The organism is Fluviicola taffensis DSM 16823 (genome assembly GCF_000194605.1).
Lineage (GTDB): Bacteria > Bacteroidota > Bacteroidia > Flavobacteriales_D > Crocinitomicaceae > Fluviicola > Fluviicola taffensis.
In genome coordinates this window covers 670,791-697,785 of the sequence record NC_015321.1, presented here as the reverse complement: position 1 = coordinate 697,785, position 26,995 = coordinate 670,791, and the positions used below count along the sequence as shown (strand labels likewise).

Below are 26,995 nucleotides of genomic sequence, written 5' to 3'. Positions count from 1 at the left end.
CTTTACTTACTTAAATGTTCTAAAGCTGGTTCTTCTGTTTCTTTTTTTAGATCGACAGGAATCACGCTTTTAATAACATCTATAATGTCTTTTGTATTTAACCAATCTTCGTGTTGAATTACCAATTGATTTTGAGGATTCAGATTACAGGATACGTAACCGTCTTTTTGATTCATAATTGAACAGATTTCAGCATATTGGCTTGCATTTACAGTTCCTTGTGGAATAAATACATGATTCACTATGTGTGAGACTTGTTTGAACTCATTGTAGCGTGCTTTTTCCTGATTCAATTCAAAAACAGTTGTTTGAGAATAAGCTAAGCCAGAAATGAAGGTAAATACGAGGATATAAAGTGATTTTTTCATGCTTAATTCATTTTAATAATACGTTGTTTCTGAGAAGAAGAACTGCTATTTACAATCAATAAATAAACTCCTGACTGTAATTTGGAGATGTCTCTGTATAATTGAGTCGTTCCTTCGTTTACATGCACTTCTTCAGATAGAATATTTCTTCCTTTTTCATCAATGATAGAAACAGTCATTATTTCTGCTTTGTTACTTTGTAATTGAATAACCAGCTGATCCTTCATTGGGTTGGGATAAGCACTGAATAAACCGTTCAAATCTTCTTTGGAATTGATAGAAATTATTTTCGAGTCAGTTCGTTCTCCGTTCAAATCTACTTGTTGTAATTTGTAAAAGCTTGTGCCAGTTGGAACTCCTTGGTGCATGAATTGATAGCTTTGTAATTGGGAGGTTGTTCCAGCGCCTTGAATGACTCCAATAGGTTCAAAGTGATCTGCATCTCTTGAATACATCACTTCAAAATAGTCGTTCTTATATTCGCTTTCGGTATCCCAAGTAAGTTGATTTCCAGAAGTTGTTGAGACACCATTAAATTCAGAAAGTGAAACAGGCAGAATTCCCGTACCTGTCCAACCTGAAATGGTGAATTCACAGCCGTCTCCAGCATTTCCGTCAATCATTAGAAGATAATTATTGCCAATTGTAAGTCCAGTTGCGGTAACAGTTCCTAAAGTAGTATTTGAAGGGTTGTAACAGTTAGACATTGAGGTAAATCCTGTACAGCATCCATTGGTGTTATAACTTACACTGTAAACATGAGCTTGAATACCGTAATTGTTCACACATCCTGTGACAGAAACAATTGGAAAGGTATGTGTAGCACTGCTAGCAGTAAATTGATACCAAGAATTGTTTTCGATGGATCCACAAAATACAGAGTTCACATTTCCTGGTAAATCAGCTGTAAATGTAACGTCAGTAGAAGCACTGAATGTACCTGCGCTTTGGGTTAAAATAGCAGGTGTAGGACAGTTGTCATTGGTTGCCGCACCTGTACATGTGCTGGGTGTACCAGCAACTGCACAAATTGAGAAAGTTCCAGTTCCACCACCAAAATCCCACATTCGAATATAAACGGTGCTTCCAGGTGTAAATCCTTCATATTGAATCATTGACATAGCGCCATTTGGAGAGTCATCATCGTCACACTCGGCTAAAGTCAGTGAGCTACAGGTTCCTGTATACAAAGCCATTCCGCTATCTGTCATAGTGCCTGAGTTTGTGTTGATAATGAGGACTCCTGTTGGTGGAACAACGGCTCTGTACCAAACATCTTGACCAAAGTAACTTGCACATCCAGGAGCAGGAACTCCTGGGGTATCTGTTGCTGCAACATTTGTTGTTGCTAAATATGTACAGGTTACATTTACAGAAATTAAAGTAGCTGAACAAGGATTATCATTTGCTGGTTGGGCAAAACAAGGTGAGAAAGGTAGCAAGATGATTGCGAGTTGTAGTAGCGTTTTCATAAAAATAAAATCATCAATTGTTCTCTTAATTATAACAATGATTTTACATTCTGATCATTAATAATGAATGTATTAGTTCAACTAGTTTTCAAACTCCAGTTTTTAATGAATAAAAAAAGACAGTCTAATTGAGACTGTCTTTACTAAATCCATTTACTAAACTTATCCTTTAACTAGCTGAATCTCGCCGCGTAATTTCACGTCTTCTCCAACTAAAACTCCTCCTGTTTCAAGAGCTGAGTTCCAAGTTAAACCGAAATCTTTGCGGTTAATAGATGATTCAAAGCTAAATGCTGCTTTTTCATTTCCCCAAGGATCTTTTCCTTCTCCGTGGAATTCGATTTCCAACGGAATTCGTTTAGTGATACCATGAAGAGAAAACTCACCTTCAATTTTACCTGACTTCAATTCAGGAAGTTCTGCTTTGAAAGTAATTTGTGGGTGATTTTCAACGTCGAAGAAATCTCCACTTTTTAAATGTCCATCACGATCTGCATTACGTGTATTTACAGAGTTAGTGTCAATTGCAGCTTCTATTACTACGTTTTTGAAACCGTCCTCAGCTTGAACTGTTGCATCTACTGTGTCGAATGTACCTGTTACTTTCGTAAACATCATGTGTTTTACGCTAAATCCTACTTCACTGTGAGAAGGGTCAATTGTCCATTTAGTTGTACTCATTTTGATTGAATTTTAATTGTTTGTTTTTATTTTATTGTTTGAAAAGTCCAAAAGTTCACGGTCTTAATATCCTGATGTCTTAAAGTCCTAAAATCTATTTAATCGTTACTAATTGATCTAAAGTCTTACGCACTTTTTTGTGGTGTTGTGTATGATCTTCATCCGAACGATATCCGAAGGTTAGAACCAAAATGGAGTGATCATCGGTTAATCCTAGAATTTCGTCGTATCTCTCTTTATTAAAGCCTTCCATCGGAGTACTGTCTATTCCTAAATGAGCGGCCATTACTAAGCCAAATCCCAATCCGATATAGGCTTGTTTTGCATTCCAAGCAACCAATTCTGCCGAATTTAAGGTTGACAATACACCAACAATATTCTCCTGAAATCGGTTCAGTCTTTCGCGTTCCACATCGCGAACCTCAACAATGCGCTGCATGTAAGAATCGATGTGTTGATTCTCGATATTGCGGTTCACAGTGAAAACAACCAAGTCTGATGCATCTGTAACTGGCGACTGATCGTAGGACGCAGCTCTCAATTGGTCACGTAATTCCGGAGATTTTACATGAATCAATTTGAAAGGTTGCAACCCGTAGGAAGTTGGAGCACTGTTAATCGCTTCCAAAATTTCCGTCATATCATCGGCGCTAATTTTCTTCGTTGGATCGTATTTCTGTGTGGCATATCGCCATGCTAACGCATTTTTCATTTCTCTGTACTTACAATTTCACATCCATTGGAACTTCCATGAGTAGGAGAGTAGAGTCTTTAGTGATGTGTAAAGTTACGGAGGAAGTATCCATTATTCCTAATGCATCGCGACGATTTAATTGCTGACCATCAATCACAGAGCTTCCATCAACCTGCATCACATATAACCCGTTGTTCGGATTTTTAAATTCGTAAGTAACTACTTTATCTTCTGTAAATTTCCCCATGTTGAACCAAGCGTCTTGATGAATCCAAACTCCAGCATCGTCTTTATTCGGTGAAAGAATCTGAACGAATTCATTGATATGATCATCTACGGCAATTTTTTGTTGGTCATAACGCGGTTCTACGTTTCGTTTGTTCGGGAATAACCAGATTTGAAATAATTTAAGGTCTTTATCCTCGTTTGGATTAAATTCCGAATGTTGTACTCCTGTTCCTGCGCTCATCACCTGAATTTCTCCTGTATTGATCGTTGCGCTGTTTCCCATGGAGTCTTTATGTGCAATTGCTCCCTCCAATGGAATCGTAATGATTTCCATGTTATCGTGAGGGTGTGTTCCAAATCCCATTCCCGGTGAAACGCTGTCATCATTTAATACGCGTAAAGTACCAAAGTTGACTCTGTCCGGGTTGTACCAAGAGGCGAAGCTAAAAGAATGTTTTGCATTCAACCAACCGTGGTTGGCATGGCCTCTTGAGTTTTCTGAGTGGAAGATTGTTTTCATGTTATTTTTCCTTTCTTGGATTGTTTGATATGAACAAAGATACAACAACTTTTGAATTAATTACCATGGTAGATATTATTTTATCATTTTTTAAGAATTTCTTCCTATAAAATAAAGGCAGAAACAAGCAATAATCTTCTGATTTCTAGTGTTAATGGGAACTTTAAAGAATAAAAATTATTTTTTTTTCAAAATTCCCTTGTTAAAATGAAAATACAGTGTATCTTTGCAACGCTTTTAACGTAAAGCATTACACAATTTCTTAATCAAGCTGTAGCTTGATTCGTGAAAGCGGAAAGAAAATTGGTTTGGTAGTTCAGTTGGTTAGAATACATGCCTGTCACGCATGGGGTCGCGGGTTCGAGTCCCGTCCAGACCGCTAGAAACGTTAAAAGCGAAAGCAAAATTACGAAAGCCTCACAAAAGTGGGGCTTTTTTGTTTCCCATCGTTTTCAAATTACTTGTTTTTCAATGATTTGCAAATGTCCAATTCGTAGGACTTTTTAAAGTCAAATTTTAGTCCCACGATTTCGATTCAATTGCCCTGTTTTGCTGTGTTTTACATTTTATTCCTTGAATGGGTTGCACTAGTTTTAACCTTTCAAAAATGAAGAACATGAAACGTACAACCTTCAGTATTTTGTACTTTATCAAACGCAATAAAATGTTGCGTAATGGCGAAGCGCCTATATACCTCCGTATCACTGTCAATGGCAAGTCTGTTGAGCTTTCTATTAAACGCAGTATTCGCCCAGAACTTTGGGATACTACCAAAAACAAATGCAAGGGTGCAAGCGAACCAGCAAAGGCTACTAATGACTATCTAGATAGTATTCGCGGTCAACTTTACACCCATCAGCAAACCATGCAAGAACGTGGAAAGGTCATTGATGCCAAAACACTCAGTCAGGCATTTCTTGGAGTTGGTGAAAAACAATGGCAATTGTTAGAACTGTTCCAGGATCACAATTCCCAAATGGAGCAATTGTTAAACAAAGACTTTTCACCAAATACGCTTCAACGATATTTAGCTGCATTCAAACACCTGGGCAATTTTATCCAAGTGCAATACAATTGCTCCGATATTTATCTGAATGAATTGGATCATGCATTTGTAACTAGATTCGAACAATACTTGAAAACAGTTATTTCTTGCCAGCACAATTCAGCAATGAAACATGTGAAAGCCTTGAAGAAAGTTGTGAATTTAGCCTTGGCAAATGACTACATCAAAAAGGACCCATTTGCCAATTACACTATTTCCATCAAAGAAGTAAAACGTGATTGCTTAACTCAAGCTGAATTAGATCAGATTGCTTCAAAAGAAATCAGTATTGAGCGCCTTGATGTTATCCGTGATTTATTCTTGTTTCAATGTTACACTGGTTTGGCATTCGCTGATTTGGCCTCTCTAACACCAGAACACATTCAAATTGGTGTTGACCGCCACAAGTGGCTGTTTGTGGAGCGCACAAAAACAAATACTGATTGTCGCATTCCATTGTTTCCAATTACGGAGGAAATTGTAAGCAAGTACAAAGACCATCCGGAACGCATTATAAAGAATCGTTTGTTGCCTGTTCCATCCAATCAGAAGATGAATGCTTATTTGAAAGAACTTGGTGCAATCTGCGGAATCACTAAAAACATTCACACACATTTGGCTCGGCACACCTATGCAACAACTGTAACACTTGGAAATAACATTCCAATTGAAACAGTGTCAAAATTGCTAGGCCACAAGAAAATTCAAACCACTCAGATTTATGCGAAAGTTTTGGAAACAAAAGTGAGTAAAGATATGGAAGGGTTGAGAGAGAAATTCACAGCATAGTCATATTTATCAACGAAGAAGAACGGTTCTGAATTTTGTTTTATACATTTATTCGAACCGTTTTTTTTGTTTTATGAATTTTTGCCAACCTTTATTCAAACTATCTTATGGTGAATTTCACATTCACGCACATGGCGTAAATCCACCAAAAGACTGGGAACCACCAAAAGGATTCCCGTTTTGTTGTCCATTTCACCAAGAAACTGTAAAAGTTAGTGAAGAATACGTTGCAAAATTCCCCTTATGTTGCAACGAACATAAACAGCTTGCTAAAAGATTAGGTTTCAAAAATTCACAGTTTAAGTATTTAAAAACGAAGATTATCAATCAATTGAGTTATACCGAGTTTCTAATTGAAAATAACATTAAGAATTTAGATTGGTACGAAGACATAACCGATTACATTGAATTCAATCTTCATAGCTTCGGTTCACCTCCAATTGGTCAACACATATATTTTCGAAGAATAGAAGGACAAATCAAAAGAAATAGCTTTAAGATGCCGTTGGCTAAACAAAAAAAACTGGTTTCTTATATCAATCAAATTCAAAGTCCTAAGAAGAAATACCAAAGTGCTGACCTTAATGCATTAGTAGATATTTACAACAAATGGTTTAATTCATTCCCTTTTGAATTAACCTTTTTAGTCAATCTTAAAAACCATTTCTCTAAACAGTTGCCCATAGTAAAAGAAATCTTAAGAACCAATCGCTATTCAGGTCAAACGGCATTTGTTACGCATACAGAAGAATCAATGGTTGAACTATTAATTGGCTTAACTAATCAAATTCTGAAACTAATCAATACGAAAGAGCTCATTCAAAAAGGCCATATTTCGGATATTGAAGCCACGCGTTTTGAATTGGTCTGTCAGGAAAGAGTAATAAAAAGTAAAAAATTATTCGAAGATTATACAAATCAAGAAAGAGAGTATTTAGCAACAATTAAACAATGGCTGACAGACGAAAAAGAATTCTTCAATGATTTGAAGACATTCGATAAAAAATCAATAATGCCACCAGCTATTCGTTCAAAGCTAAAAAAAGGTGAAACAACATCTTTTAAACCCAAACATGGAAAAGATGAAAAAATTAAAGCCATCATTTATGAACTTAATAGAGAGTTCTATTTGTTGAATGAAGAAAAGTGCACTCCAGATGATTTACTAAATGTATTATTGGCAAAACAAATCAAATACGAAAAAGATATTCATTTCAACTGCTACACAAATCAATTGGCTTTGATTATTACTCAATTTAAGAATCGAAAGTATTTTGATGGCTTGAGTTACGCAAGTGTTGTAAATACTGATTTTTTCTATTCAAAAGAAGGTTCTAAACTAAAGGGAAATATCTTTAGTTCTAGTTGGAATCAAAACCCAAACCCCGAACGTGAAACAGAAATTGTAGCCATTTTCGATAAATTTCAATAAATACATTGAGGTATCTCAATAGCGCCTCAATATCTCAATATTTCTCGGTCTCGATTGCTTGAATTTAGCAAGAAAATTAATGTTTTACTTTAAAATTCTTGCATTATGAATGTGATTACAATTGAATCAGAAGCCTTCCAACAAATAGTAAAAAGATTGGAAGCAATTAACGAAAAACTAAACAAAGAAAAAGGTACTACACCCTTATCAGAAGTTTGGATGGACAATCAAGACGTTTGCGAATTATTACATATCAGCAAACGCACATTACAACATTACCGTGATTCCGGTAAACTACCTTTCTCTCAAATTGGAGCCAAAATCTACTACAAGGCTTCTGATATTGATGCTTTTCTTCAAAGCAATTACTCCAAGTAAGTTTCATTATTAATTACTAGACTATGAAAGTCACTATGTATAATGACTTCCACACACCAGTGGAGGATAAGGATTTCCTTGCCGTAATCGAGCAAATAAAATCCAATGATTTTGAAGAAAAAATCAAGTCTATCCGTTACGCTTATCACCAGGGCAATGACAGCCTTGGTGATAGCTTAAAAAAAGAGCTTCCAGCATTTACTCCGTCTGCTACATTTACAAATGGAAGAACATTAGAAACGCTTTCAAGTTACAATCAATTAGCTCACATTGATTTAGATGATATTCCAGTTACTGAAGTGAGTAGTTTATTAGCTGTGGTAAATAGTTCAGATTTCACGATTGCTAGCTTTATCAGCCCTAGTGGAATGGGGATAAAGATTTTCGTCAAAATCAATTCCAAGCAAGAGGATCATACTCAAATGATTGTTCAATTGATGCAATATTATGAACAGTTAACTGGCTACACACCTGACCCAAAATGCAAAGACATTAATCGATTATGTTTTTTATCATGGGACCCAGAGGCATTTGTGAATAATGAAAGTGAAATTTTCACACCATTCATTGAGTTTCAACATGAATCAAAAAATACTAAGCAAATAGTATCCAAAGACATTGACTATTGTATTCAGTTCACAGAAAAAATTTCAACTTACGAAAAAGGCAATCGAAATAGCCACATTTACCTTGTGGCCAGAAATGGAAACCGTTTTGGGATAGATAAACAAACTGTTTTAGATTACTGCTTAAATTCATTTGACTTAAACCCCAGAGAAATCACCGCTGCGGTAGAAAGTGCATATAAAAACAACACAAATGAATTTGCAAAGTTTGCAAATGTTGCAACCCTTGCAAACGATAAAAAAAATAATATCAACGAAGAAAAAGACTGGTCCAAAGATTTACTATACACCACGCCAAAAATTCCGCTACCTGTCTATAACAACCTTCCTTCACTATTAAAGCGTGGTGCAGATGCTTTTGAAATACACCGCGAGAAAGATGTCTTTCTTACAACTGCACTTGCTATTTTATCCGGGTGTATGCCAAATGTTGAGGGGTTATATTCTCAAAGAAAAGTGTACCCCAATCTATTTTGCTTTGTTCTTGCCCCTCCTGCAAGTGGTAAAGGTTCTATGCAATCATCTAAAGAACTGGCAGATGTTTACCACAATTTCACATTACAACAGAGCTTAGAATTAAAGAAAGAATACGATCGTCAAATGCGTTTATTGAAAAATAAACGATCAGCAACCAATAAAAATCATGAAATAACAGATGATGGTGAAGTTCCTGAAGAACCACCCTTTAAAGTTGTTTTCATACCTGCAAACACTTCAAGCGCACAACTATATGTGCATCTAAAGAGCAACGATGAACAAGGTATCATTTGTGAAACAGAAGCAGATACATTGGGCGCAGTTTTTAAAAATGAATGGGGCTCCTATTCTGATTTACTTAGAAAAGCATTTCATCATGAAAAAGTGTCATTGAGTCGGAAAACAAATAAAGAATTTATTGACATCAACAATCCTCGTTTAAGCGTTGCCTTAACTGGAACTCCAGCACAAATATTCAATATCATTCCAAGCGCAGAAGATGGTTTGTTCAGTCGTTTTATTTTCTACGCCTTCCGTTCTGATTCAGGTTGGATTTCTCCTGCACCTGATCCAAACCGAGTAAACCTAACAGATCATTTCGATGCACTTTCAAAAGAAGTTTTTGAAATGGTACAATTTCTAGAGAATCAACCAACCACAATTGAATTAACATCAGACCAATGGGCAAAATTAAATGATGCCTTTACGGAACACTTACAAGAAATAATTGAGTTAGCTGGTGAAGAAGCGACCAGTATAGTAAAACGAATGGGCTTAGTTTTATATCGTATTTGCATGATATTCTCCACTCTCCGTAAATTTGAAAACGGTGATTGTTCCGAAACTATTATTTGTGAAGATATTGACTTTGATAGTGCAGCTACCCTCGTCAATACTTACATACAACATAGCATTTTGATGTTTGCCAATCTTCCAAATAAAAATGCCCATCATACTATTAATACATCCCCTAAAAAACAGAAATTCTTCGAAGCATTGCCAGATTCCTTTCAACGTAAAGAAGCGATTGAAATAGGAGAATCTTTAGGATTAAAAAGCAGAACCATTGATGGGTGCTTAAAAAATTGGATTAGTGTATTAATCGATAAAGAAGACACAGGCATCTATACTAAAATCAAAACACACTAAATTATAGTGTGTTTTTTGTTTGTATTGCTTATATTCACAGCTCACAAAAAGGCTCAATGAATCGTATCAAAGAAGTACTAGAATCTAAAGGTATTAAACAAGTTTGGTTAGCCGACCAATTAGGTAAAAGCTACAATATTGTTAATGGGTATGTACAGAATCGCACTCAACCAAGCATAGAGGTATTGTATAAGATTGCAACATTTTTAAATGTTGATCCAAGAGAGTTACTTGTTGCTCCTCAAACTAATCATAGCGTTAAAATAGATGTTTTAAAATGAGCACAGAAGCGAAGCAAGTAAACTCAAAAGATAGAGTCACTAATCATGGGGAAGTATTTACAAATAAACGTGAAGTAAATGCTATGCTTGACCTTGTGCAACAAGAAACAGAAAGAATTGATTCTCGTTTTCTTGAGCCCGCCTGTGGTACTGGTAATTTTTTGGTTGAAATACTAGAACGGAAATTAAAAGTAGTTGAAGCACGTTACAAAAAAAGTCAGCTTGAATATGAAAGAAATGCGATAACGGCAATTTCTAGTATTTATGGTGTTGATATTTTAGAAGATAATGTACAAGCCTGTAGAGACAGATTACTAGGAATATTTACAAAATACTACATACATCATTACAAGAAAGATTTTAACGAAGCCTTCTTACTGTCAGCCGAATTTATACTGTCCAAAAACATAATTTGGGGTGATGCTTTATCTATGAAGTCAACATCTGGTTTGCCTATAACCTTTTCCGAATGGAGTGCTGTCAATGGAAGTATGCTAAAAAGAAGAGACTTTCAATTAGACAAACTTTTAGAAAATGTAGAATATGACGATAGCGAAATGAATCTATTTTCAGACCACAAAGAACCTGTATTTATTCCACAACCAGTTGCAGAATTCCCTTTAACTCATTTCTTAAAAATTGCAGAACATGATTGAAGCAAACTATAACCCAGATGTATTAACTTGCCTTGCTAATTTGAGCAATGATGAAGTTTTTACACCGCCATCGTTGGCAAATCAAATCCTTGATTTGTTACCACAAGAATTATTTAGCAATTCTAAAACTACCTTTCTTGACCCTGTAAGTAAATCAGGTGTGTTTTTGCGAGAGATTGCTAAACGTTTAATGATTGGTTTGGAATCTGAATTTCCAGATCAACAAGAACGACTAAATCACATTTTCACAAAGCAATTATTTGGAATAGCAATTACAGAATTAACTTCTTTACTTACTCGAAGAAGTGTTTATTGTTCAAAAATCGCCAATGGTAAATATTCAATTTGTGAATCATTTACGAATGAACAAGGAAACATATTATTTGATAATATAGAGCACGCTTGGAAAAATGGCAAATGTACTTTTTGTAATGCAAGCCAAGAAGTCTATGAGCGAGAAGACACACTTGAAGCATACGCTTATCAATTCATACACACCAACCACCCAGAAAAAATATTTAAAAACATGAAGTTTGATGTTATTGTAGGAAATCCACCATATCAATTAAGTGATGGTGGTCATGGAAAAAGTGCTGCACCCATATATCATAAATTTATTCAACAAGCCAAAAAACTAAATCCACGGTTTTTATCCATGATCATCCCTTCTCGTTGGTACGCAGGGGGTAAAGGTTTGGACGAATTTAGAACAGAAATGTTGTCGGACAAAAGGATTAGAAAAATTGTTGATTTTGAAAATTCAAATGAAGTTTTCCCTGGTGTTGATGTAGCAGGTGGCATTTGTTATTTTCTGTGGGATAGAGATAATAAAGGATTATGCGAAGTCATTAATTTTAATGGAGGTTCAAAAGTAAATACCGAAAGAGCTTTAAATGAATTTCCAATCTTAATACGTCAAGGTCAAGCTATTCCAATTATTAGAAAAGTTCTAGAAAACAATCCAAAGAGACTCTCAGATAGAGTTTCTTCAAGAAAACCATTTGGTATGCCAACCAATTACACTCCTAAAAAGAAAGGAATTCCTTGTTGGTTCACTCAAAAAATAGGATTGCAATTTGCTGACGAAAATGATGTTGCAGATAGTTTTAATCTTTTAGATCAGTGGAAATTTTTAGTTCCGCCTGCACCAATAGCTGGTCAAACTGATTTTTCAAAACCAGTAGGCTTTTATTATGAAGGCAATACGCTTATTGCAAAACCAGGCGAATGTTGTACAGAGTCGTTCATAGCATTAGGCTCTTTTGATACAGAGAAAGAAGCCAGAGCATTCAAATCTTACATTTTCACCAAAACTGTACGTTTTCTGTTATTGCAAACGGTAGTTTCACAACACGTTACGAAATCCAATTTTCATTTCATCCCAGATTTAGGTAAATACGAAGGTGTTTATACAGACGATTTACTGAGAAAAAAATGGAATATAAATGAGGAAGAATGGCAATACATTGATTCAAGAATAAAAGCCGTAGAATTAATGGGTAACAGAAAAAGCGAAGACAATGAGTAAAAATTATTTTCCCGAGAAAAGCATTCCAAAAGTGTATGCTTATACAGATACTCGTTTCACAAATTGCATAAAAGTAGGTTACACAACCAAAACCGCAGAAGAAAGGGTAAAAGAACAATATCCCGTAAAACTTCCAAATATGAGTTACGAAATCATATTAGAAGAATTGGCCATGCGAAATAATGGCACTTTGTTTACAGATAAAGATATTCATAGACTTTTAAATTCCAAAAAAGTAAAACATATAAATGGTGAATGGTTTGAATGTTCACTCAAAGAAATAAAAGCTTGTATTCTTGAAATTAAATCGGGAGTTGTTAATGAAGATAAACGAACGTTAGATTTTGGTTTGCGTCCAGAACAATCAGAAGCAATTATTAAAACAGAAGCATATTTTTTAAGTTCTAAAAAGGAAAATAAAAACCAAATCCCACATTTTCTTTGGAATGCTAAAATGCGTTTCGGGAAAACATTTACTACCTATCAGTTAGCAAAAAAGATGGGGTGGACTAAAATATTGGTCTTAACATTTAAACCTGCGGTTCAAAGTGCATGGAAAGAAGATTTGGAATCGCATATAGATTTTGCAGGATGGCAATTTGTTTCTAATAAAGAGGATGATTTAAGCTTTGATGATATTGATACAAAAAAACCGTTTGTGTTTTTCGGATCCTTTCAAGATTTGTTGGGAACAAATTCTGCAGGTGGTATTAAACCCAAAAATGAATGGGTACATACTACAAATTGGGATTGTGTAGCGTTTGACGAATATCATTATGGTGCTTGGCGTGAAAATGCTAAAGAATTATTTGAAGCTGAGAGTGCAAAGGAACAACAATTTGGTGAGGGCGTTGGTATTGAGTACTTTGATGAAAGTATAATGCCAATAACAACAAACCATTATTTATACTTGTCAGGCACTCCATTTAGAGCAATATCTTCAGGGGAATTTATCGAAGAACAAATATTCAATTGGACATATTCGGATGAGCAAAGAGCAAAATCAGAATGGAAAGAAGGTGCTAATCCTTATGCTTCCTTGCCAAGAATGGTAATGCTTACTTATCAAATGCCTGATTCAATCATTGAAATAGCGATGAAAGGAGAATTCAATGAATTTGATTTAAATCTCTTTTTCTCGGCTGATGGTGATGGTAAAAGTGCAAAGTTCAAATATGAAGAACAAGTGCAAAAGTGGTTAGATCTGATAAGAGGTAATCTAGCTGAAACAACAATTGATAATCTCAAAATGGGTGCTAAAAGACCACCTATGCCATTTTCAGATACAAGGTTATTAAATGTTTTACAGCACACTTTTTGGTTTTTACCTACAGTTGCTTCTTGTCATGCAATGAAAAATTTAATTGATCAAAAGCAAAATAAGTTCTACCATGACTATGAAGTAGTTGTTAGTGCAGGCACAAGTGCAGGAATTGGAGTAGAAGCACTTAAACCAGTTGAAAAAGCTTTGGGTAACGCCCTAGAAACAAAAACTATTACTTTATCTTGTGGAAAGTTAACAACTGGTGTTTCTGTGAAACCTTGGACAGGTATTTTCATGTTACGCAATTCATCAAGTCCAGAGACTTATTTTCAAGCAGCATTTAGAGTTCAAACACCTTGGACAATTAAAAACCCTGATAAAAACGCTCCAAATCGTGAAGAAATAATTAAGCATGAATGTTATGTTTTTGATTTTGCGCCTGACAGAGCATTACGTCAAATTGCTGATTATAGTTGTAGGTTGAATGTTGGTGAAAGCAATCCAGAAAAGAAAGTTGAAGAATTTATAAAATTCCTTCCTGTTCTAGCCTATGATGGTAGTTCGATGAAAGAAATAGATGCAGCAGGCATTTTAGATATTGCAATGAGTGGTACGACAGCAACTCTACTAGCAAGACGATGGGAAAGTGCTTTGTTAGTGAATGTAGATAACTTCACTTTACAAAGATTAATGGATAACCAAGATGCTATGCAAGCCTTGGCAAACATTGAAGGTTTTAGAAATTTAAATCAAGACATCGAAACGATCATCAATAAATCTGATTCTATAAAAAAGGCTAAAGCAGAAGCGAACAAGAAAGAACTCACAAAACAAGAGAAAAAAGAACTTTCAGACGAAGAAAAAGAGTATAAGAGTAAAAGAAAGGAAATACAAGAAAAACTAATAAAGTTTGCTACTCGCATTCCAGTATTTATGTACTTAACAGATTACAGAGAAAGAAGTTTAAAAGATGTAATTACTCAATTAGAACCAGCCTTATTTAAAAAGGTCACTGGTCTTAATGTAAATGATTTTGAATTGCTTGTAAGTCTTGGAGTTTTTAATAGTGCACTAATGAATGATGCCGTTTATAAATTCAAAAGATATGAAGACGCAAGTTTATCATACTCAGGAATAAACAAACATCCTGAATCTAAAATTGGTCTTTATGATACAGTAATTAGTATCGATGAATTTAAACAGGAATTTGAGAATAATTAGAATTTGTATTATGTTGGTTATTGGCACAAAATATCTCGATGTTTTATTTGAAACATTTTTAGACCCTGAAACAAGTCACATTAGAGTTCGTCCGCTATCTGATCAAGGTTTTCCTCCAAATATTTTAATCGAGAGTTTAACAAAATTTAGAGATGAATATCCAGAAGGAACTGTTTTCCGCACGGAATCCGTTACGGTTTGTAAAAGACCCGAAGGAAGAATATATTTGAGAGCAAAGAATCAGATGTTGTATGAGATATAATTGTGTCGTAAACCAATTGAAGTTTATCATTTTACATGAGGTTGAAATCTGTATTAGAATTAAAAATTCTGTCAAAGAAATTATAAAAAACGCAAATAAATTTGCTTTAATGAACCTATAAGTTAATTTTGTGATAAGAAAGGCAAGAATAATACGTTGTAATACAGACAAGACTATCGCGATTTGTGTTGACTTAGAAACCTGGGCTGTAATATCTGAGTACATCAAACGAGATGATAAGCATAAAAAAAAATTCAATTATATCGTAGAGTGTATTCTTCTACGATTAAGAAACACAGATGTATACGATAAGGAAGAAATAAATAAAAAATGTAAAGGTGTTACTGCAATGAAATTTTTCAAAGGTCAGTCTAATGATAGAATTTATTGCAAAGAACAAACCTTGGAAGACAAAACTTTTGTTGTAGTGACTGCTGAATTATTTGAAAAGAAAAAAACTCAGGGAGTAAAACAAAAAACAAAGAATATTATAGAAAAAGTCGCAAGCTATGAATATGAAATCATCAAATAAAAATTTGAAGGAACTTGAAGAAGCCTTTAATGATATTTTTTCTTTTGCAGATGAGAAAGATCAATTAGAAATTGATGCAAAAATTCTAATGGCAAAATTTTTATCTCAAATTCAAGAGACCGCAGATGAAAAAGGTTTAAAAAGAAATGAATTAGCATCTGAAATTGGTACGTCAGCTAGTTATTTAACACAACTATTTCGAGGCCATAAATTAATGAATTTGATAACAGCAGCCAAACTTCAAAAAGCACTAGGAATTGAATTTGATATAAAAATTGCGGGGAAGGATAAATTTGCTAACCCAATAAATGAAGACACAATTGCTGATCATTTGGACAAATGGTACGAATCCAATCGGACTGGGTCATATTTAAAAGTAGTTCGGAATCTTTCAACTCCTAGACACGAAGAGGAAGGAAGCGAATATGAATACTCGGTTCCCACTTCAAAATCGTTTGCATCATGAGAATAAAAAAATCGCCACTTATCTTACATGATTTCTATGTACTTGATTCGAAATATAAATTTAATGACCCCGGAAATAAAAAAGTCAACATTCGAGAAATTTTTGACGCTTATGTGATTGATTTAGATTTTATTGCGAAAGAACAAAAAAGTGGTGAAACCTTTTTGTTTACTAAGATTAGCATTAACGATATAGACACCTCTTTACTCGGATATATAATGTTTGTAGAAGGTGTTTCCATTTTTAGCTTTGATAAAAATGCAATTTTAACTGATAAGGAAAAATCTGATTTCATCTACATATCTGGTTTAAGTATTGCTATAAATAACTTAAGGACATATATTTCAAATGTAACTAGCAGCTATCCTTTTGGTAAATTTCAATTACCCGCTGTAGATGTAGGAGCATTGCATGCTGACAAGAAAAAAATGCTGAAAAATAGAAAGAAAAATTAATTACTACCATGGGACGCGTAGCAATTACTATTGATCAACAAATTCAACTGCTTTCTGATAGAGGTATGGATTTTGAAGGTTATGAAGAAAGCAAAATCAAAGAGATACTTTTAGATATAGGATATTACCGATTAGGATTTTATTGGTTTGATCTCCGTAAATCAAATTCCGATCATGATTTTATCACTGGCACCAAGTTCAAGACGATTGTAGACTTATACTATTTGGACAATGATATCAGGTACATACTCACTAAATACCTAAATCGTATTGAAGTAAACTTTCGCACTAGCGTTGTATATTATCTATCGATGAAATTCAAAGAAGATCCAATTTGGTTTTCTAGTCCAACGGTTATGTCCCAATCCTTCGTAGATGAATTTCCCAACCATTACAATGCTGATTTCATCAATAAACATTTTGTAATTAAAAATCATCACAACAAATATGCAGATTGTGTTTACGCTCCTGCATGGAAAACATTGGAGAATTTTCCATTTGGCTCTTTATTTAAGATTTATGAGAGTGTTCAAGACACGTCAATAAAAGAACGGATTTCAGATAAATTAGGTATTAAACCGATTGAGAAGTTTGAGCGTATTTTTAGAGGATTGGTTCAAATTCGAAATAGATGTGCTCATGGGGCGATTCTATACAATTACTCACTTCCAAAGAGTCTACCAACAATTCCTAAAATAGATTACATTGATGACAAACGACATACTCTTAGAGTTGTTATTCAGGTAATCGAATACGTTTTACATCATATTTCAAACAACCGCAAACAAGACTTCATCAATGAGATTAATCAGTGTTTATCTGATATTCAAGAAAACTGTCCAGAAGCGTACCAAATCTATTCAACAAAGTCAAGTTTAAATATTTTACAAGAAAATTTGGTCGTCTAGAAAACTTCTCTACCTTTGCTGTATATAAGTGCCTTTACATACTTGATGTGTAGGTGCACTCTAAAAAAAGAATTAGAAGACTCATGAGGAAACTTGTGAGTCTTTGTTTTTCATTTGGTTTAATAAAGGAAAAAGCGGTCTTCCTCCTTGCCCTCACAGCTTCAGAAAACATACAAACAAGCCTAATACAAAGCTTGGCTCACAGCGTTTCGCAAGTGCTCTTTAAATCGCATTGCTCAATCGTGATTGCCTTCGGGCTTGTTTCTACCGTTCCAACCCGTGCTTCCAGAATTCCTGCATTCGGGCTTCCACTTGTTTTCTTTGCCTGTTTGTTCATCGTCGTCAGTCGCGGCTACTCTACCACCCCAAACCCCTGTAAATGTGTTCAGGGAAGCTAGTCCCGTCACTCCCGTCACTTTTGTTTAATGGGGTGTCACCGCCGCTTGTGTTTATGCTCGCCTGCAAGTCGCTCAGGCTTCGGGCTTGTCACAGTTTTTGAGAGATCCTCTGAGTGTGCACATTGGTTCCGTACCTCCAACAAAGAGCACTTTCGTTCGTGGTTCTGGTTATAGTTTGTTGTAGTCAAGAGTGCTCATGGCATCCATTCCGTAAACTACCTTCCTGCCATTTCTCACACTTGTATTCAATCCTTCTTCGGAATTTCAAAAACTACGCCAAGCCCTTGTGCATACTGCATAGGTCGCAAACAGTTCACTCCGTGCCCTTCCTTTGTCTTCCACCTTCGCTCCACTCGCGGTCGGCTTCGCGCGTTCCAGTCGTTTCATTCTGCTATCGCGCCATTTCTCTTCTTCCACTTACCCCACACTTCGCCAAGCCATTCCGCAGTGCTACATGGCTATGGCTCGTCTTTCCTGCGCTGGCTCAAGGCTGTTTTTCCTTTTTGTTATTTTTACTATACTTGTATTTGAAAATCTTTGCGTTTTACTTTTTTCTGGAGAAAGTTTCTTACGAGATATTATCATGGGGCTGTTTGTTGAATTTATAATTCAAAAAATAAAGGATATGAAACAATACATAGATAATTCAAACACACAAAATAGTTCAATCATTTTGAAATTAATTTTGCTTGTTGTTTTTCTTTTTGGTGGGCAGACTATCCCATCTGGCAGACTTGCACAAAATGAATAATCTCGTTAAACACCATTAAAAGGTATTCGCTAGGGATGGAAGAGGTTCGATGCCTCGGTCTGCCGCAAATTAGAAAGGTCACTTTTGGCCTTTCTTTTTTTTCATGTTTTACAAACTTTGCAACATTTGCAATCTTATTATTTTCCTTTAACCCATTCAATACCAAATTCATTTTTCTTAAGTCTTCCAAAATATAATTGGCAAGTTGTATCTTTTGTGCTTAATATTTCTTTTACATTTTTAATGAAATCCACTTGTGCATTGACTCCAAAATAAATTGCTTTTAACATTTTAAAATCAAAGTTTATTTTTCTTGCCTCAGTATTATTATATGTAATCTTCTTGAATGACCTCAATTCTTTCTCATAAGACCATTCTTCAGATTTTGTGTAAATCATATGATAAAGAGCATCCTCACGATCAATAAATAAATCAGGCTTCTTGAAGTTCTTAACATAGTGCACATCCTTTGTTTGAAAAGCATCATTGCTGTTTTCAAATTCTAAACATATACCTCGATGTTTATTTGCATAATGCGACCACATTAGAATAGAATCGTTTATTCGTGAAAAACAACAGATTCCGTTTATCTCCATGCTCTTTTTTAGAGTTTCCTTAAATACTTCTCGCGTCGCTCTATTGGCATTTCCGTTTATGTCAATTAGATACGAACTGCAATCAAAAGGATCATTAAAATCTAAGTAGTAAGAATGATATAAATAATCATTTCTCAATGAATCTAGTGTGTAATTATTATCACCAAAATATTTATAGATTATTTTTGGTTCGCCTAATTCATCTCTTATCGCATTTAATCCTGCAAATGTTGTAACTTTTGGCAAAGTATCCTTTTTAGATCTTATATGTTTCAAAGTTTCAAACTGTTGTTTCAAAGAATGATAGTTTAAGTGATTATCCTTAATACATTTCACTTGTTCAGGTGTTAATTTCGTGTTTGGATTAGTGTCAATTTCTCCTCCAAAAAATTCAATTATTTCCGCGATAGTTGAAATGCCTAAATTCAGCTCCCCAGCAATTTTTCCCAGTCTATAAGTTTTTTCCATTAGTCAATTAGATTGATTTACCAAGTATAAACAAAAAAACAAATCAAAAATAGTCTTCTGGTTTCTATGGCTAAAAGGTCAAGCCCTGCGGGTTTTGAAAAAAATCTCCATCCGCCTATCGGCAGGATAGTATTTTTCTCAAAAACCTTGTATCCATAAAACCGCCAGCCTTAAAATTGGCTTTCTTTTTTTCTTTTTTCTTTTGGGTTAAAATTAAATGGGGGGAAAGTATGGCGCATAAAAAAGGGTGCATCAAGCACCCTAATTCACCGTTTTGAATGAACTTTAGCAGTTACATTCTTTTGTTTCACACGTTTTAGATTGAATCTTTACCCGTACTGTTAGTTTTTCAGCATCCTCTAGTAAGTCATGCTCAACGTCAATACCTACTAAGTTTACTGCACTTGATAATTCTGCGCCTGCCTTAAATCTAGGTCGGCGAATTGCATTTACAACAACATCTAAGTCATTACTAAAGCAATTTATTGGTCCATCTGCCATATTACACGGTTTATTGATTAAAAAACTTCTGAAACTCTCAAAGCATTGTAAGCACCATTCTTCAATGTGTATTGTACTCCATTGATTTCTTGGAAAAACTCAATTTTTACAATTATCATTTTAATTCCAGGAACAGATGGTACGCCTGTAGGGATAAGAACAATAGTTGAAACAGCACCATTAATTGGTAAATTAACTGTGTTACTCATCTGCAATTCCTTGTTACCATCTAGGAAGTCGATTCCTGCGAAACCGCTCGTAAATGAGACGTGTGTAGCTCCTTGAGGCCAAACAATATCCATTTGTGGAACTAAACTCGAAATGGTTACTTCCCCGGTAAGGTTATCAACCATTACAGGTTTAAATAAAATTGCACTCAACAAAGCTGATTTGTTGAATTCAAAACCTTTCAACTGAATCAACGCATTAGGATCCTGAACACCTGTTGCAACAGTTCTGCCTCCGCGTGCGCTTGTTGCATCCATGTTTTTCACACGAGTCATAATTTGCGTTAGGCGAGAGGTAACTCTTGAATCAGAAGCATTCAACGCCATTGGGCGCAATGCATCACGCATTAATTTTCCTGCAGTTGCAGCATTCGCAAACTCCTTATTGTTTTCGCGTGTCCGCTCAAACGCTGGATCGTTTGCAATGCGCTTTCCATCAACAGATGTTTTCATTCGGGCTAAATGCCCATCTTTTGTTTTGTAAAAAGAAACATTGTCCAATGTTCCTTTAATCTTGATAAGACCACTCTGACGTGCCATTTTTTAAGATTTTAATGAATGAGAAAAAGTATTTATAAATAAAGAAACGACTTCTAAATGAGCTGGTTGTATATTGTGTTTCTCTTTACTTGTTATGCTTTCTATTGCACTTAAATCGTAGGAGATAGGCTCTATTTTACCGATACATTACCCATAGATACTTTATTAAACCTCACATTTATTTTATTCGGATAGTCCCATTCTCAATAAATTGTCTATCTTTGTGAAGCATTTCGATGCAATTCGTTCATTAATAAAGTTAAAAACACAATAAACAAATCGTTGCCTATTCGTAGGACTTGTTTATTTGTAAAACATATTTGTTTGGCTATTAGTGGTTTCAAGGGGTTTTAGTTAGTCCCGTCCAGACCGCTACAGTTAAAAGTAAAAGCCTCCCAAAGGGAGGCTTTTTTATTTTACCACCTTTATAATCAACGTTTTTAGGCGTTTTTCCACTTTTCGTTGGTGTCAATGAAAACAAATAATATCAATTCACAACAAATTTCCAGCGAACAAATCAGCGAACAAAATAATTTCACGAATTTGTTCGCTGGAGAGTGAGTAAACCTTTGTTACGGCTAGGTTTGTTGAGTTTATCTTTCAATATGTTTTGAATGAATTCCAGTTATTATTCATGTAATTTATTGATCAAATGGAAAATCAAAAATTCAATGTTACTTATTGGTTAAATCCAAGCAGACAAAAAGAGGATCAAGACCAAATTCTGGGGACTAAGCATAAATTTGCGTTAATCGGAATAAAAAATATTGGATATCCCTAACACCTCTAAATTGAGATCTAAATGCTTTTATTTTGGCATTAAATGCTTCAGCGGAAGCATTTGTACTTCGGTTATCAAAGTAATTGAGGATTGTTTTGTAATGATTTTGGATTGTTCTAGATATGGAGTTGAAAGATTTAAAACCAGCTTTAGTTACTTTTTCATGCCATTTGGCCAATTTGGTGTAAGCGTAAATTTTGTCTTTGGTTTGTTCAAAAATCCCTTTCAGTTGTTGTGCTAGTTGATAAGCTATTTGGATATCTGGATAAAGATAAAATAGGATTTCCGCTCGTTGTTTTTGATTGAAGGTCCATTTAGAAGGTTTTTTATAAAGTACGTATCTGCTTCTTGCTAATAATTGCCTGATGGTATCTCCGTTTTCAAGGATAACAGGATGGTATGCTTTCTTTTGATTCTTTGCTTTTTCAATGGCTTCATTTTCTGCATCGAGCGCTTCCCATCGATGCTTTACGCGAAGCTCCTGAACGGCTTCCAAAGCTAGTTTTTCGACATGGAAACGATCTGTAACAAGCACAGCATCTGGAAAGTTTCTTTTTGCAATCAAATTCATGCTTCCAGCCATATCCAGAGTTATTTCTACTACCTTTTTACGAAGCTTTAGTGGAATTTTTTGAAGTATTGTTGTAATGTATTCGGAGTTGGTTCCTGTTATAATTGCGACAATGGATCCTTGTTTTCCTTTGGCTGCTTTGTTGGTGATGATGGTGTAAAGCTCACCCTGAGATAGAGAGGTTTCATCCAGGGATAAATGAGTTCCAATATTATCGGTAAAAAGTAAATACTCTTTGGCATGAGCAAGCTGTTCCCAGTTCCTAAAATCACTTAACCAATCCTTATGCTGTCGTTGTAGTTTCTTACCCTTGACACCATAAAATGAACCAATAGTATGACAGCTGAACGGTTTAGAAGCGACTGATTTGTTTTAAAAAAGAGGCAAACTCATCGGTCATGCGAGTACCTTTAGCAACGATATTCCAATCTCTTTGAACAATCTCCTTGGTGTTCTTATCAGTCCATCTTCTGCGCTTTACATGCAGAAAAACATGTTTACCTCTGAGTGGAAAATCCTGAATCGTAATTTCATCATGGAATCCTTTAGAGATTAATTCTTTATGAAGATGCTCTGTTGGTGGTTTATTTAATTCTTCAAAGTAAAGATGCAACGTTTCATTTTGCTTTTCAACTTTCATGAAGTCAAAGAAATCAACCAATAACTCTGGAAGTACCAGTTTCAATAGTTCAATTTGTGGATCCAATCGCTTTTTTTTCCAAAGTTCTAAATTCTATTCAAATTCCTCCCCAACTTTTGTGATTGATCCCAAAAAGATGGTAATGATAAGCTTACCATTCGAATTTCAGTAGAGGGAAAACGTTCTGAAATTGCAACCAACTACTATGTTTCTAAGGCAGATTGGGATAAGAACAGAATGCGTGTAAAGCAAAAAGCAAAATTTGCTATTCAAATCAACGGCTTTCTAGATCATGTTGCTAACGAAGTCAACAAGCACTTTCTATCACTAGTTTCTAATGGTGAAGTGGTATCAGCTGCTAAACTCAAAGAAATGTACTTAGGATTAGTGGAAGAGGTGAAATCTAAAACAGTTATTGAAGCATTTACTTTTCACAAAATCAAAATGCAAGAGAAAATCAAAGTTGGTATGGTGGCCAAAGCAACTCTCGCAAAATACAATTACTGCCAGGGTAAAGTAGAGAGTTTCATTAAGCATAGATTTAAGAAAAATGATTTTCCATTAGATGAATTAAGTATGAAATTCATCACTGAATTTGAACACTTTCTTTTGGTCAATGAACGATTGCAAACTAATTCAGCACATAAGTACATTGTGAACTTCAAGCGCATAATGAATGTTGCTGTTGCTTCAGAATGGATTTCCAAAAATCCATTCGATAATTTCTCATGCTCATACACTAGTCCGGAACGAGAAATTTTAACTCAATCGGAACTGGATGAAATGCAATCAAAAAAGATTTCAATAATGCGTCTTGCAGAAGTTCGTGATGTGTTCTTGTTTTGCTGTTATACTGGTTTTGCTTACGTAGATGTTTTCAATTTTGAGCGTGACGCAGTTTCCATTGGGATTGATGGTGAATATTGGTTGTCGGTTTTACGTCATAAAACGAATAAATTGGAAAGTGTTCCATTGTTGCCATTACCATTGGAAATTCTTGAACGGTATAAAAGCAACCCACATTGTATATCTCAAAACAAATTATTGCCTGTAAACAGTAATCAAAAGTACAACGCCTATTTAAAGGAAGTTGCAACAATTTGTGGTATTAAAAAGAACTTGACAACCCACATCGCAAGACACACTTTTGCTACTACGGTTACCTTGTCGAATGGTGTGCCATTAGAGACTGTTTCAAAAATGCTTGGACATAAAAAAATGGTGACCACTCAAATATATGCGAAGGTATTAAATGAAAAAGTCAGTAAGGATATGAACCAACTGAAGAGTATCTTAGAAAGTAGAAAGACTGGTCAGAATATCGAAGTACCGAAACTCAAAATAGGATAAACAGAAAAGTGTGAATCAAGTTTCACGCTTTTTTGTTTTAATAAGGGATATTGTTAAAAAACACTCCGATTAACATTTTTTTTAATCCCAATTATGTTACAATAGCATTTTCAGTCGTTACATCCATTACTGGAACTAAACACACTATGCACGCTACCATACCGTTCGATGCTTTGTTAGATGAAATAACCACTAGCTATAATCATCCAAAATTTAATAGAAACAAATATGAGAATTGGCTTTCTGAGCAATTCGGAGAATGTATTGAAGTCTATGTAATCAGGTGCTGCAACAATAATGAGACAAAAAAAGTACGACTAGTTGAATCTTTCATTGAAGCGCATCCAACGTCTAAAATGTATCTTTCTGCTGCGTTCAAAAGGGTAGTAATTGATTTAGATATTTCCGTTTCGACACAAATTCTTACAGCAATCAAGGTTGCCAATGAATCCTTTATTTCGTTTCAAAAACCTCTCAAACAGGCAAAAGACACGGTTCTTGTTTTAAGTAAAAAATGCTGGACAGAGCTTCCATTCGAACAGCTTGCTTTTGTGTATTTCGCCAATCAGTTCCTGGATCTAGAAAAGGAATGTTACAGAATGCTGAAAGAAGTCGTAAAATCTTGTAATCAAAAACAACTCATAAAAGCAATTCAGAAAATCCAACGGACATTATTGTCCTGGTCTAATGAAGTAATACAGCGATTTCATTTCAATCGCTTAACTAGCTCAAGGTCGAAAAAGCTGAGTTATGATAAAAAGTCACTCTTTGCATTGGGGTATGATTGTCTGGAGAATATTCTTGTCCATTTGGAACGGTTTTATTCAAAGTACCTAGATCGAGAATTGTTCGTGCCGTTCAACGTAATTTCATCGCGTGTAAATTGTTTACAACCACGAGTAGAACGTCTAAAACTAATTATTCTCAATAAGTGCTACAATCAAGAGTTACTTAATATGCTCTTTCAACCACTAATGTTAGTGTCAAATGTTTCAGCTAAGAACCGTTTGACATATCACCAACTCATGTTCATAGAATGTTACACCAATAAATTACTTCAGTTCTTTTCAAAGCATCCGCAGAATTCAAGCGGCACAACACTACTTCATAAGTGCTTAATTGAGTTGAATTACAACAATCCGGATTATGTGGAACACCTTGCTAAAATCTATTCTCAGAAGCTCAATAATATTGATGTGGAACAAGATAAATTGGCAACATTGCATTTGTGGTTAAAAGGAGTGAATCAAGTGGTGTCGCTGAATGAAGTTCAATATGCGCTTCATATTGAATCGTTAAAGTCCTTAGTGATAATCTGGTTAGAAGAAGAGATTTGGTATCATAAATCAATATTACTCGTTCAGTCAAATAGTCAGAACAACAGTGAGTCTGTACTTTCCAATTCCATAGAAAAACTAAAACTGAATTGTTCTGTTAATGAATTAGCTGTATTAATCCGGATGTTTTCAGAAACGGAAATACTGCATTGTAAAACACATCGGGAATTAATCGAGTTGATAACAAATCATTTTCAAACCTCGAAAGTCCAAGATATTTCTGTGAAGAGTCTGTCAAATAAGTTCTACGAACCTGATAACAATTCGATTGCCTTAGTGCGCGAAAAGTTAATTCAAATGCTAAATCGACTGAATCAACTCTAATAAATTTCAATCAATTTTTTCTAGTGTTTATAAGTCTTTGATGTGGGGTGGTACAACTGTGTACCACCCCACTTTTTCATTTTATTCAATTCTCTTTGATGGAAATGAAAATCAAATATTATGGCAACACAAATTGTAACTATCGAGGATCTGGAGCAATTCAAAATAGACCTCATCTCAGAATTCAAAACAATAGTCGAGAGTCAATTCACTCATATAAATGTGAAGAATGACGAGCCTAAGAAGACTTGGCTAAAATCCCATCAGGTTCAACGCCTTTTAAGTATTTCACCTGGCACACTTCAAACGCTTCGCTTAAATGGAACATTACCATTTACCAAAATTGGCGGAGTTCTTTTCTATGATGAAGCAGACATCAATAGACTTTTTGAAGAAAACATGCGCAACAAATTCTAATCACACTTTCAAAATCTTAGTACCATGAAAATCATTCAATCTCCGTTGTTGGCATCTCAATATTACAGAACTGCTTACGCTAAAAAACAAATTGTGCTGCATGGCACAAATAGTGATTCATCTCCAAAGAACATCATTTCATATTGGCACTCTAATCCTGCAAAAATTGGTGCAGCATTTATCATTGACCGTGATGGAACCATTTACCAAACTTTCGAATCTCACTATTGGATTCACCATATAGGTATAAGAGGCAAAGACTTTCTTTCATTGGACCAGTATTCTATAGCTATTACCATGTGCTGTGTTGGAGGATTGAATGAAGAAAAAGGTCAGTTTTTTAACATGCATAATTCAATCATCGACGCTTCTGAAGTAATTGATTATGGTAAGAATTTCAGAGGTTATCGTTACTTCCAAAAATACACTTCAGAACAATTAGATAGTCTCAAAGAATTGCTTTTGAAGCTTTGCCATTCCTTTTACATACCAACACAAATAACTACTGAAAAGTGGGATGTTTCTTTAAAAGCCTTGGATGGTAAACCAGGTATTTATACAAATGTAAATTTCCGCCAAGATGTAAGCGATTGCCACCCGCAACCAGAACTCATCCAAATGTTAATGTCAATCGAATCTAGTCTTTAGTCTAATGTCTTTTA

At 35.0% G+C, this 26,995-nt stretch carries 29 protein-coding genes, 1 tRNA gene and 1 pseudogene; 20 read left to right on the top strand and 11 right to left on the bottom strand.

The genetic code is table 11. From position 1 onward, the window contains the following. Nucleotides 1–2: 2 nt before the first annotated feature. The 5 genes from FLUTA_RS03055 to FLUTA_RS03035 all read right to left on the bottom strand — a co-directional run bounded on the left by FLUTA_RS03055 (nt 3) and on the right by FLUTA_RS03035 (nt 3,963). On the bottom strand, nt 3–368 hold the full coding sequence (locus FLUTA_RS03055; protein WP_013685379.1) for a hypothetical protein: 366 nt from the start codon (nt 366–368) through the stop codon (nt 3–5). 2 nt (nt 369–370) lie between these two features. Beyond that, a complete protein-coding gene (locus tag FLUTA_RS03050; protein ID WP_013685378.1) occupies nt 371–1,840 on the bottom strand; it encodes a T9SS type A sorting domain-containing protein in 1,470 nt (489 codons plus the stop codon). 162 nt (nt 1,841–2,002) lie between these two features. Next, on the bottom strand, nt 2,003–2,521 hold the full coding sequence (locus FLUTA_RS03045; protein WP_013685377.1) for a YceI family protein: 519 nt from the start codon (nt 2,519–2,521) through the stop codon (nt 2,003–2,005). A 94-nt stretch (nt 2,522–2,615) separates the two neighbouring features. Further along, nucleotides 2,616–3,233 carry an NAD(P)H-dependent oxidoreductase gene (locus tag FLUTA_RS03040; RefSeq protein WP_013685376.1) on the bottom strand — a complete coding sequence of 206 codons (618 nt, stop codon included), beginning with the start codon at nt 3,231–3,233 and terminating at the stop codon, nt 2,616–2,618. A gap of 10 nt (nt 3,234–3,243) precedes the next feature. Beyond that, nucleotides 3,244–3,963, bottom strand: coding sequence for a pirin family protein (locus FLUTA_RS03035; protein ID WP_013685375.1), 720 nt, complete (start codon nt 3,961–3,963; stop codon nt 3,244–3,246). Between the two features lie 305 nt (nt 3,964–4,268). Here FLUTA_RS03035 and FLUTA_RS03030 point away from each other — a divergent pair. The 14 genes from FLUTA_RS03030 (at nt 4,269) to FLUTA_RS02965 (ending at nt 17,432) form a co-directional block, all read left to right on the top strand. After that, nucleotides 4,269–4,342, top strand: a tRNA-Asp gene (locus FLUTA_RS03030). 237 nt (nt 4,343–4,579) lie between these two features. Continuing rightward, nucleotides 4,580–5,797, top strand: a complete 1,218-nt coding sequence (locus FLUTA_RS03025; protein WP_013685374.1) for a site-specific integrase — start codon at nt 4,580–4,582, stop codon at nt 5,795–5,797. A 73-nt stretch (nt 5,798–5,870) separates the two neighbouring features. Beyond that, nucleotides 5,871–7,229 (top strand): hypothetical protein, encoded by a 1,359-nt coding sequence (locus FLUTA_RS03020; protein ID WP_013685373.1) that lies wholly within the window; start codon nt 5,871–5,873, stop codon nt 7,227–7,229. Nucleotides 7,230–7,334: 105 nt separating this feature from the next. Continuing rightward, on the top strand, nt 7,335–7,607 hold the full coding sequence (locus FLUTA_RS03015; RefSeq protein WP_013685372.1) for a helix-turn-helix domain-containing protein: 273 nt from the start codon (nt 7,335–7,337) through the stop codon (nt 7,605–7,607). Nucleotides 7,608–7,630: 23 nt separating this feature from the next. Beyond that, entirely contained in the window at nt 7,631–9,859 is a 2,229-nt protein-coding gene (locus tag FLUTA_RS03010) for a DUF3987 domain-containing protein (protein WP_013685371.1), read from the top strand. Between the two features lie 56 nt (nt 9,860–9,915). Continuing rightward, nucleotides 9,916–10,140: a helix-turn-helix domain-containing protein gene (locus FLUTA_RS03005; RefSeq protein ID WP_043023610.1), complete on the top strand. Its 225-nt coding sequence runs from the start codon at nt 9,916–9,918 to the stop codon at nt 10,138–10,140. Further along, nucleotides 10,137–10,796, top strand: a complete 660-nt coding sequence (locus FLUTA_RS03000) for a DNA methyltransferase family protein (protein ID WP_013685369.1) — start codon at nt 10,137–10,139, stop codon at nt 10,794–10,796. The genes FLUTA_RS03005 and FLUTA_RS03000 overlap by 4 nt, the downstream gene beginning before the upstream one ends. Continuing rightward, nucleotides 10,789–12,324: an Eco57I restriction-modification methylase domain-containing protein gene (locus FLUTA_RS02995; RefSeq protein WP_013685368.1), complete on the top strand. Its 1,536-nt coding sequence runs from the start codon at nt 10,789–10,791 to the stop codon at nt 12,322–12,324. The genes FLUTA_RS03000 and FLUTA_RS02995 overlap by 8 nt, the downstream gene beginning before the upstream one ends. After that, complete coding sequence (locus tag FLUTA_RS02990; protein WP_013685367.1) at nt 12,317–14,809, top strand: GIY-YIG nuclease family protein; 2,493 nt, start codon at nt 12,317–12,319, stop codon at nt 14,807–14,809. The genes FLUTA_RS02995 and FLUTA_RS02990 overlap by 8 nt, the downstream gene beginning before the upstream one ends. Before the next feature lie 10 nt (nt 14,810–14,819). Next, entirely contained in the window at nt 14,820–15,071 is a 252-nt protein-coding gene (locus FLUTA_RS02985; RefSeq protein ID WP_013685366.1) for a hypothetical protein, read from the top strand. 130 nt (nt 15,072–15,201) lie between these two features. Further along, entirely contained in the window at nt 15,202–15,603 is a 402-nt protein-coding gene (locus FLUTA_RS02980) for a hypothetical protein (RefSeq protein WP_013685365.1), read from the top strand. After that, nucleotides 15,587–16,069: a helix-turn-helix domain-containing protein gene (locus tag FLUTA_RS02975; protein WP_169312055.1), complete on the top strand. Its 483-nt coding sequence runs from the start codon at nt 15,587–15,589 to the stop codon at nt 16,067–16,069. Before FLUTA_RS02980 ends, FLUTA_RS02975 begins: the two co-directional genes overlap by 17 nt. Continuing rightward, nucleotides 16,066–16,524: a hypothetical protein gene (locus tag FLUTA_RS02970; RefSeq protein WP_013685363.1), complete on the top strand. Its 459-nt coding sequence runs from the start codon at nt 16,066–16,068 to the stop codon at nt 16,522–16,524. Before FLUTA_RS02975 ends, FLUTA_RS02970 begins: the two co-directional genes overlap by 4 nt. Nucleotides 16,525–16,532: 8 nt before the next feature. Then, nucleotides 16,533–17,432 carry an Abi family protein gene (locus FLUTA_RS02965; RefSeq protein ID WP_013685362.1) on the top strand — a complete coding sequence of 300 codons (900 nt, stop codon included), beginning with the start codon at nt 16,533–16,535 and terminating at the stop codon, nt 17,430–17,432. Between the two features lie 199 nt (nt 17,433–17,631). Here FLUTA_RS02965 and FLUTA_RS21510 read toward each other — a convergent pair whose 3' ends face one another. After that, nucleotides 17,632–17,769 carry a hypothetical protein gene (locus tag FLUTA_RS21510; protein ID WP_169312054.1) on the bottom strand — a complete coding sequence of 46 codons (138 nt, stop codon included), beginning with the start codon at nt 17,767–17,769 and terminating at the stop codon, nt 17,632–17,634. Nucleotides 17,770–18,290: 521 nt separating this feature from the next. Between FLUTA_RS21510 and FLUTA_RS02960 the strand changes: the two genes are divergently transcribed. Continuing rightward, nucleotides 18,291–18,581 carry a hypothetical protein gene (locus FLUTA_RS02960; RefSeq protein WP_169312053.1) on the top strand — a complete coding sequence of 97 codons (291 nt, stop codon included), beginning with the start codon at nt 18,291–18,293 and terminating at the stop codon, nt 18,579–18,581. A gap of 137 nt (nt 18,582–18,718) precedes the next feature. Here the strand turns inward: FLUTA_RS02960 and FLUTA_RS20485 are convergent, their stop codons facing one another. The 5 genes from FLUTA_RS20485 to FLUTA_RS21705 all read right to left on the bottom strand — a co-directional run bounded on the left by FLUTA_RS20485 (nt 18,719) and on the right by FLUTA_RS21705 (nt 22,971). Next, on the bottom strand, nt 18,719–19,645 hold the full coding sequence (locus FLUTA_RS20485; protein ID WP_013685360.1) for a DUF2971 domain-containing protein: 927 nt from the start codon (nt 19,643–19,645) through the stop codon (nt 18,719–18,721). Between the two features lie 285 nt (nt 19,646–19,930). After that, nucleotides 19,931–20,146, bottom strand: a complete 216-nt coding sequence (locus FLUTA_RS02950) for a hypothetical protein (RefSeq protein WP_013685359.1) — start codon at nt 20,144–20,146, stop codon at nt 19,931–19,933. A 17-nt stretch (nt 20,147–20,163) separates the two neighbouring features. Beyond that, on the bottom strand, nt 20,164–20,913 hold the full coding sequence (locus tag FLUTA_RS02945; protein ID WP_013685358.1) for a hypothetical protein: 750 nt from the start codon (nt 20,911–20,913) through the stop codon (nt 20,164–20,166). A gap of 731 nt (nt 20,914–21,644) precedes the next feature. After that, on the bottom strand, nt 21,645–22,598 hold the full coding sequence (locus tag FLUTA_RS02940; protein WP_043023561.1) for an ISAon1 family transposase: 954 nt from the start codon (nt 22,596–22,598) through the stop codon (nt 21,645–21,647). A gap of 19 nt (nt 22,599–22,617) precedes the next feature. After that, complete coding sequence (locus FLUTA_RS21705; protein ID WP_043023560.1) at nt 22,618–22,971, bottom strand: ISAon1 family transposase N-terminal region protein; 354 nt, start codon at nt 22,969–22,971, stop codon at nt 22,618–22,620. 78 nt (nt 22,972–23,049) lie between these two features. Between FLUTA_RS21705 and FLUTA_RS21915 the strand changes: the two are divergent. The 5 genes and pseudogenes from FLUTA_RS21915 to FLUTA_RS02915 form a co-directional block, all read left to right on the top strand. Then, nucleotides 23,050–23,262, top strand: a pseudogene (locus tag FLUTA_RS21915) (Arm DNA-binding domain-containing protein); the annotation flags it as partial. 15 nt (nt 23,263–23,277) lie between these two features. Then, nucleotides 23,278–24,255: a site-specific integrase gene (locus tag FLUTA_RS02930; RefSeq protein ID WP_342630458.1), complete on the top strand. Its 978-nt coding sequence runs from the start codon at nt 23,278–23,280 to the stop codon at nt 24,253–24,255. A 146-nt stretch (nt 24,256–24,401) separates the two neighbouring features. Further along, a complete protein-coding gene (locus tag FLUTA_RS02925) occupies nt 24,402–25,916 on the top strand; it encodes a hypothetical protein (RefSeq protein ID WP_013685357.1) in 1,515 nt (504 codons plus the stop codon). A gap of 120 nt (nt 25,917–26,036) precedes the next feature. Continuing rightward, on the top strand, nt 26,037–26,333 hold the full coding sequence (locus FLUTA_RS02920; RefSeq protein WP_013685356.1) for a helix-turn-helix domain-containing protein: 297 nt from the start codon (nt 26,037–26,039) through the stop codon (nt 26,331–26,333). A 24-nt stretch (nt 26,334–26,357) separates the two neighbouring features. Beyond that, nucleotides 26,358–26,981: an N-acetylmuramoyl-L-alanine amidase gene (locus FLUTA_RS02915; RefSeq protein WP_013685355.1), complete on the top strand. Its 624-nt coding sequence runs from the start codon at nt 26,358–26,360 to the stop codon at nt 26,979–26,981. Nucleotides 26,982–26,995: the final 14 nt, after the last annotated feature.

Excerpts from the sequence above, each read along its gene's own strand:
- FLUTA_RS03055 (WP_013685379.1), bottom strand. The coding sequence starts at position 368 with ATGAAAAAATCACTTTATATCCTCGTATTTACCTTCATTTCTGGCTTA.
- FLUTA_RS03050 (WP_013685378.1), bottom strand. The coding sequence starts at position 1,840 with ATGAAAACGCTACTACAACTCGCAATCATCTTGCTACCTTTCTCACCT.
- FLUTA_RS03045 (WP_013685377.1), bottom strand. The coding sequence starts at position 2,521 with ATGAGTACAACTAAATGGACAATTGACCCTTCTCACAGTGAAGTAGGA.
- FLUTA_RS03040 (WP_013685376.1), bottom strand. The coding sequence starts at position 3,233 with ATGAAAAATGCGTTAGCATGGCGATATGCCACACAGAAATACGATCCA.
- FLUTA_RS03035 (WP_013685375.1), bottom strand. The coding sequence starts at position 3,963 with ATGAAAACAATCTTCCACTCAGAAAACTCAAGAGGCCATGCCAACCAC.
- FLUTA_RS03025 (WP_013685374.1), top strand. The coding sequence starts at position 4,580 with ATGAAACGTACAACCTTCAGTATTTTGTACTTTATCAAACGCAATAAA.
- FLUTA_RS03020 (WP_013685373.1), top strand. The coding sequence starts at position 5,871 with ATGAATTTTTGCCAACCTTTATTCAAACTATCTTATGGTGAATTTCAC.
- FLUTA_RS03015 (WP_013685372.1), top strand. The coding sequence starts at position 7,335 with ATGAATGTGATTACAATTGAATCAGAAGCCTTCCAACAAATAGTAAAA.
- FLUTA_RS03010 (WP_013685371.1), top strand. The coding sequence starts at position 7,631 with ATGAAAGTCACTATGTATAATGACTTCCACACACCAGTGGAGGATAAG.
- FLUTA_RS03005 (WP_043023610.1), top strand. The coding sequence starts at position 9,916 with ATGAATCGTATCAAAGAAGTACTAGAATCTAAAGGTATTAAACAAGTT.
- FLUTA_RS03000 (WP_013685369.1), top strand. The coding sequence starts at position 10,137 with ATGAGCACAGAAGCGAAGCAAGTAAACTCAAAAGATAGAGTCACTAAT.
- FLUTA_RS02995 (WP_013685368.1), top strand. The coding sequence starts at position 10,789 with ATGATTGAAGCAAACTATAACCCAGATGTATTAACTTGCCTTGCTAAT.
- FLUTA_RS02990 (WP_013685367.1), top strand. The coding sequence starts at position 12,317 with ATGAGTAAAAATTATTTTCCCGAGAAAAGCATTCCAAAAGTGTATGCT.
- FLUTA_RS02985 (WP_013685366.1), top strand. The coding sequence starts at position 14,820 with ATGTTGGTTATTGGCACAAAATATCTCGATGTTTTATTTGAAACATTT.
- FLUTA_RS02975 (WP_169312055.1), top strand. The coding sequence starts at position 15,587 with ATGAAATCATCAAATAAAAATTTGAAGGAACTTGAAGAAGCCTTTAAT.
- FLUTA_RS02970 (WP_013685363.1), top strand. The coding sequence starts at position 16,066 with ATGAGAATAAAAAAATCGCCACTTATCTTACATGATTTCTATGTACTT.
- FLUTA_RS02965 (WP_013685362.1), top strand. The coding sequence starts at position 16,533 with ATGGGACGCGTAGCAATTACTATTGATCAACAAATTCAACTGCTTTCT.
- FLUTA_RS21510 (WP_169312054.1), bottom strand. The coding sequence starts at position 17,769 with ATGAACAAACAGGCAAAGAAAACAAGTGGAAGCCCGAATGCAGGAATT.
- FLUTA_RS02960 (WP_169312053.1), top strand. The coding sequence starts at position 18,291 with ATGGCTCGTCTTTCCTGCGCTGGCTCAAGGCTGTTTTTCCTTTTTGTT.
- FLUTA_RS20485 (WP_013685360.1), bottom strand. The coding sequence starts at position 19,645 with ATGGAAAAAACTTATAGACTGGGAAAAATTGCTGGGGAGCTGAATTTA.
- FLUTA_RS02950 (WP_013685359.1), bottom strand. The coding sequence starts at position 20,146 with ATGGCAGATGGACCAATAAATTGCTTTAGTAATGACTTAGATGTTGTT.
- FLUTA_RS02945 (WP_013685358.1), bottom strand. The coding sequence starts at position 20,913 with ATGGCACGTCAGAGTGGTCTTATCAAGATTAAAGGAACATTGGACAAT.
- FLUTA_RS02930 (WP_342630458.1), top strand. The coding sequence starts at position 23,278 with ATGTACTTAGGATTAGTGGAAGAGGTGAAATCTAAAACAGTTATTGAA.
- FLUTA_RS02925 (WP_013685357.1), top strand. The coding sequence starts at position 24,402 with ATGCACGCTACCATACCGTTCGATGCTTTGTTAGATGAAATAACCACT.
- FLUTA_RS02920 (WP_013685356.1), top strand. The coding sequence starts at position 26,037 with ATGGCAACACAAATTGTAACTATCGAGGATCTGGAGCAATTCAAAATA.
- FLUTA_RS02915 (WP_013685355.1), top strand. The coding sequence starts at position 26,358 with ATGAAAATCATTCAATCTCCGTTGTTGGCATCTCAATATTACAGAACT.